This is a genomic window from Alistipes sp. CAG:268 (assembly GCA_000434235.1).
GTDB classification, from domain to species: Bacteria; Bacteroidota; Bacteroidia; order Bacteroidales; family Rikenellaceae; genus Alistipes; species Alistipes avistercoris.
This window is the reverse complement of sequence record FR891989.1, coordinates 1-4,956: the sequence shown is the minus strand read 5'-3', so window position 1 is coordinate 4,956 and position 4,956 is coordinate 1. Positions and strand designations below refer to the sequence as shown.

Annotated in this window: 6 protein-coding genes; 3 read left to right on the top strand and 3 right to left on the bottom strand. The window is 61.0% G+C overall.

Annotated elements, in window-relative coordinates; genetic code table 11:
- On the bottom strand, nucleotides 1–1,331 hold a 1,331-nt coding region (locus QZL63_RS04165), incomplete at its 3' end, for a GH3 auxin-responsive promoter family protein (protein WP_290585979.1).
- Between the two features lie 89 nt (nucleotides 1,332–1,420).
- Entirely contained in the window at nucleotides 1,421–2,761 is a 1,341-nt protein-coding gene (gene trkA / locus QZL63_RS04160; RefSeq protein ID WP_022308071.1) for a Trk system potassium transporter TrkA, read from the bottom strand.
- A gap of 152 nt (nucleotides 2,762–2,913) precedes the next feature.
- Between trkA and QZL63_RS04155 the strand changes: the two genes are divergently transcribed.
- Nucleotides 2,914–3,174 carry a hypothetical protein gene (locus tag QZL63_RS04155; RefSeq protein WP_022308070.1) on the top strand — a complete coding sequence of 87 codons (261 nt, stop codon included), beginning with the start codon at nucleotides 2,914–2,916 and terminating at the stop codon, nucleotides 3,172–3,174.
- A gap of 121 nt (nucleotides 3,175–3,295) precedes the next feature.
- Here QZL63_RS04155 and QZL63_RS04150 read toward each other — a convergent pair whose 3' ends face one another.
- A complete protein-coding gene (locus QZL63_RS04150; protein ID WP_022308069.1) occupies nucleotides 3,296–4,144 on the bottom strand; it encodes a 3'(2'),5'-bisphosphate nucleotidase CysQ family protein in 849 nt (282 codons plus the stop codon).
- 281 nt (nucleotides 4,145–4,425) lie between these two features.
- Between QZL63_RS04150 and rplU the strand changes: the two genes are divergently transcribed.
- Entirely contained in the window at nucleotides 4,426–4,737 is a 312-nt protein-coding gene (gene rplU / locus QZL63_RS04145; RefSeq protein ID WP_022308068.1) for a 50S ribosomal protein L21, read from the top strand.
- Between the two features lie 20 nt (nucleotides 4,738–4,757).
- A partial coding sequence (rpmA, locus tag QZL63_RS04140) for a 50S ribosomal protein L27 (protein ID WP_290585976.1) occupies nucleotides 4,758–4,956 on the top strand: 199 nt, incomplete at its 3' end.

The window sequence follows — 4,956 nt, the reverse complement described above, 5'->3', positions numbered from 1 at the left end:
AGCGTCGTGCGGCGCTTGGCGTCGTAGTCCGAATTGACCCGCCGCAGCGCCTCGTCGAGCGCCCCGGCGAAACGTTCCGGATCGGCGGGTTCACGTTCGAACTCCACGACCCACTCGTGGGCGCCCCGCTCGCGCAGGGACATGTAGCACGGGGCCACGGTGTACTCGGCCACCACGGCGCCCGTCTTCGAACAGGCGTCAAGCAGGGCCCGGTCGGCGTTATCGACGATCAGCTCCTCGCCGAAGACGTTGATGTACTGCCGCGTACGGCCCGCAAAGCGGATGCGGTAGGGCGCCGTCGAGGTGAACTCGACCGTATCGCCGATCTCATAGCGCCACAGGCCGTTGATCGAGGTGATGAGCATCGCGTAGACCCGGCCGCACTCGACCCCCTCGAGGGGTACGATGCGCTCTCCGTCGCGGAATTCGTAGAAGGTCCCGTAGTCGAGCATCAGCAACATGTCGTCGCGCGCCGGGTCGTCGGCCAGGGCGAAGAAGCCCTCCGAGGCGTTGTAGGTCTCCATGTAGACGAAGTCGTCCGAGGGCAGCAACTCGCGGAACGACTGCCGGTAGGGCGTGAACTCCACACCGCCGTGGGCGAACATCTCGAGCTGCGGCCACACCTCAAGCAGGTTCTGCCGCCCGGTATACTCGAGCACGCGGCGCATCAGCGCGAGGTTCCACGACGGAACGCCGGCAAAGGCCGTAACCGGCTCGCCGACGCACTCGCGGCAGATGGCCTCGCATTTGGCGTCGAAGTCGGGGATGATGGCCGTCTCGATGCGCGGGGCGCGGAACCAGCCGCTCCAGAAGGTCGTCTCGTGGATCAGCAGCGCCGAGAGGTCGCCGACCAGGTTGCGTCCCTCCTGCGTACAGGAGCCCCCCAGCGTCAGGGTTTTGCCCTCGAAGGCCCGCGTCTTCGGGTGCGCCGCCGCATAGAGCGTCGCCACGTCGCGCATGCCCAGCGTGTGGTTCCACCAGAGCGAGTCGCGCGTCACGGGGATGTACTTGCTGCGGTCGGAGGTGGTGCCCGACGAGCGGGCGAAGAGCGTCACGCGCCCGGGCGAAGTCACGCTGCGGATCCCTTCGAGCATCCGCTCGACGTAGGTTTTGAACGTATCGTAGTCGAAGGTCTCGACCTGCGTCTGGAACTGCTCCACGGTATGGATGTGGCGCAGATTGTAGCGGTCGCCGAACTCGGTCATCCGCCCCCGGCGCAGCAGATAGCGGAACATGCGCTCCTGCGTCTCGATCGGATGACGGCGGAAGCGGTCGATGGCCCGTGCCCGGCGCGAGAACCACGCCTTGAGAATCGTATTTCGGAAAGACATCGTATCGTCTCGTTATATGAACCCGCACGCCGCACACAACCGGCCCCGTCGTGGAGCCCCGCGAAGGTCGGCGACCCGGGTATGAACTGTCAGTTAAAATAATAACCCACCTTGCCGACGGATCCCGGCATGGCGAAAAGTACCACGCGGTCGTAGGGGTTGCACTGTGTGTCGTCCACGGCGATGAAGACCTTGTCGCCCCGGACAATGCCCCCGACGATCGTGTCGTCGGGAAGCCCCAGGTCGCGGATCCGCGCCTTGGTGGCCGGGGAGTTCGGCTTGACGATGAACTCCAGCACCTCGGCATCGCTGCCCGTCAGGCACTTGATCGCCTGCACGTCGGTGGACATCGTGAAGCGGAAGATGTTCGACGCGGTGACCAGTTTCTTGTTGATGATCGTGTCGATGCCGATCGACTCGGCCAGGTTGATGTAGTTGAGGTTCTCCACCTCGGCGATCACCTTCTTGACGCCCATGCGCTTGGCCAGCATCGCCGCAAGGATGTTCGTCTCGCTGCGCCCGGTCACCGCCACGAAGGCGTCCATGTTCGACAGCCCCTCCTCCATCATCGCCTCCGTATTGCGACCGTCCTCGTTGATGATCAGCGTCTTATCGAGCATCTCGGCCAGGCGGTAGGCCTTCTCGGCGTTGTAGTCCACCAGCTTGATGTTGATCTCCTCCTGCAGCTCCGTGGCGATGCGGATGCCGATGCGCGAACCTCCCAGGATCATCATGTTGCGGATCTCGATGTTCGAGCGGCCCGAGAACTCCATGACCCGGTGCACGGCGTCCTGCCGCGCGATGACGTAGATCACGTCGCCCTCCATGTAGCGCTCGCCCACCCGCGGGATGATCGTCTCGCCGCCCCGCGTGATGGCGACCGTGCGGTAGCTCAGCGACTCCTGCTCCTCGTCGAAGCCCGTCAGCGGCTCGCCCACCAGCGGCGAGGCCGGCTCGAGGCGGAAGACCGCCAGCGAGAGCTTGCCGCTCGAGAAATCGACATACTCGGTCGTCGAGGTATGGCCCAGGAGGTTGATCACCTCGCGGGCCGCAACCTTCTCGGGATAGAACAGGTAGTCGATGCCCATGTCGATGAACATCTCCTTGTTGTCGGGTTCGAGGTATTCGTTGTTGTCGATCCGCGCGATCGACTTCTTCGCCCCGAGGCGCTTGGCCAGCGTGGCCGAGACGATGTTGGCATTCTCCTCGTGGTTTACGGCGATGAACAGGTCGCACTTGCGGACCGCGGCGCGGCGCAGCACGGCGAAGGTCGTCGAGTCGCCCTCGACCGAGATGACGTCGGCTAGGCTCGCGACCTCGGCCAGGGCCTTCGGGTCGCTGTCCACGATGGTGATCTCATGGCCGTTGCCGCTCAGCATGCGGGCCAGATGGCTCCCCATCTCGCCGGCTCCCGCAATGACGATTTTCATGGCTAATCCGCGTTTTTCGTAACTTCCAAATCGGTATTCGGAACCCGGGCGGAACCTATCCGGAAACACCCGGGCACTTTTTTGCATTTTATCCTACAAATATATATATTTGCCGCCGAACCCCCAAATTTCGGGACAAAAATTCATTTTCCATGCCAGACTGGTTGATCGTCGTACTGTGCGCCGTGGCGGCCGTGGGACTCTTCGTCCTCGGAATGTCGCTCACGCTGATGATTAAGGGACACCACATCGATTCGGAGATCTCGACGAACAAGAACATGCAGCGCCTGGGCATCAAGTGTGCCGTGCAGGAGACCCGCGAAGCCGACGGACACGCCGACTGCTCCGACTCGGGGAAGACCCTGCCGGGGTGCTCGGGCAACTGCGGGGCCTGCGACATCGAGCACAAGTAGCCGCACGGAGCATTCCTGCCACCGCGCACGGGCAAAAAGATTCCGGCCGCGGGGATCCGCAGCCGGAAAGATCACAGCACTACAGGAAATCAGTGCACGGGCGCCGGGGCACACGTCGGCGTCACAGCGCCGGGCAGAACTTCGACCGGCAGACGAACCACGGATTGTGGAGGTCCTCCTCGTTGTACTTCAACTCGCCGCCGTCGGGCAGCGAACGGGTCTCGCCGCCGGCCTCCCGCAGGATCAGCTCACCGGCAGCCGTATCCCATTCGAAGGTGTGCGTCGTCCGCACGTAGTAGTCCACGCGCCCCTCGGCCAGCATGCAGAACTTGTAGGAACTGCCCTGCTCGATGACCTCCAGGTCGGGATGTGCAGCCCGCAGGCGGGCGATGTGCTCGTGGGTCTCGGGGGTCTGGTGCGAACGCGAAACGGCCACCCGCAGGTGGTCGTGGCAAGCCGCAGAAGGCAGCGGAAGCGGGGTCCATCCGGTCACGATCTCGTCATAGGTATAGGAGGCATCGGCCGACGGGAAGACCCCCTCCTTGAGGTAGGAACCCGAATCGCGGCCCGCCACATACATCTTTCCGAAATAGGGGACATAGACCACGGCCCCCATGCAGACGTTGTTCTCCATGAGCGCGATGTTTACCGTAAATTCGTTGTTGCCCTTGATGAACTCGACCGTTCCGTCGAGCGGATCTACGAGCCAGTAGAGCTCCCAGTTGCGGCGTTCGTCGTAGCGCATCTCACGCCCCTCCTCCGAAAGGATCGGAATGCGCGTCGGACCGAGGTATTCGCGGATCGTCTTGTGTGCCAGACGGTCCGCTATCGTGATCGGCGTATGGTCCGTTTTGAGGCTGATGTCGTAATCGTCGCGGTTCTTGTATACGCCCATGATCGCCGCCCCGGCCCGGACCGCCGCATTAAAGAGCGGAGGCAACAGATACATGCGCACCTTATCATTTATCATCGTAGCCCGTGTTTGAAGTTTCGGAATCTGCTTTTCCATCGTAAAGGTAGCAAGAATTTATCATATAAACGAACGATCTCCCCCACATATTTTGCTCCCTGCCGTTTCGGAACAACCTCGGAGGAGAAAAGGACAACCCAGCAAGGGCGCCCCCGCCCGGCCGCCCAAAACCGTGCCAAAAGGCCCGAACCGATTTTTTTTGTGCTTTCCCCTTGCAGTTCCGCGAATTATCCCTATATTTGCACTCCGAATTATGTTTCAACACATAACCATCGATTTTAATGTACGTTATAGTAGAGATCGCAGGTCAGCAGTTCAAGGCTGAAAAAGGTCGGAAACTTTATGTTCACCGTCTTCAGGGCGAAGAGAATTCGTCCGTAAGTTTCGACAAAGTCCTGCTCACAGACAACGACGGTCAGGTTAAAGTCGGCGCACCTGTAGTAGAAGGCGCCGCAGTAAAGTGCAAGATCCTGAAGCATCTGAAGGATGACAAGGTTCTGGTGTTCAAGAAGAAGCGTCGCACCGGCTATCAGAAGTGCAACGGCCACCGCCAGTATCTGACGCAGATTCTCGTCGAGGAAATCGTTGCATAAACCTTTAAAACGCAAGTAACATGGCACACAAGAAAGGTGTAGGTAGTTCGAAGAACGGCCGTGAGTCGGAAAGCAAGCGACTCGGCATCAAATTGTTCGGCGGCCAGTTCGCAAAGGCGGGCAACATCATCGTCCGTCAGCGCGGCACGGTCCACAACGCCGGTGAAAACGTCGGCATGGGTAAGGATCACACCCTCTTCGCACTCGTAGACGGAACCG

Bases quoted from the DNA above. Each gene is read 5' to 3' on its own strand.
- trkA (WP_022308071.1), bottom strand. From the start codon at position 2,761: ATGAAAATCGTCATTGCGGGAGCCGGCGAGATGGGGAGCCATCTGGCC.
- QZL63_RS04155 (WP_022308070.1), top strand. From the start codon at position 2,914: ATGCCAGACTGGTTGATCGTCGTACTGTGCGCCGTGGCGGCCGTGGGA.
- QZL63_RS04150 (WP_022308069.1), bottom strand. From the start codon at position 4,144: ATGATAAATGATAAGGTGCGCATGTATCTGTTGCCTCCGCTCTTTAAT.
- rplU (WP_022308068.1), top strand. From the start codon at position 4,426: ATGTACGTTATAGTAGAGATCGCAGGTCAGCAGTTCAAGGCTGAAAAA.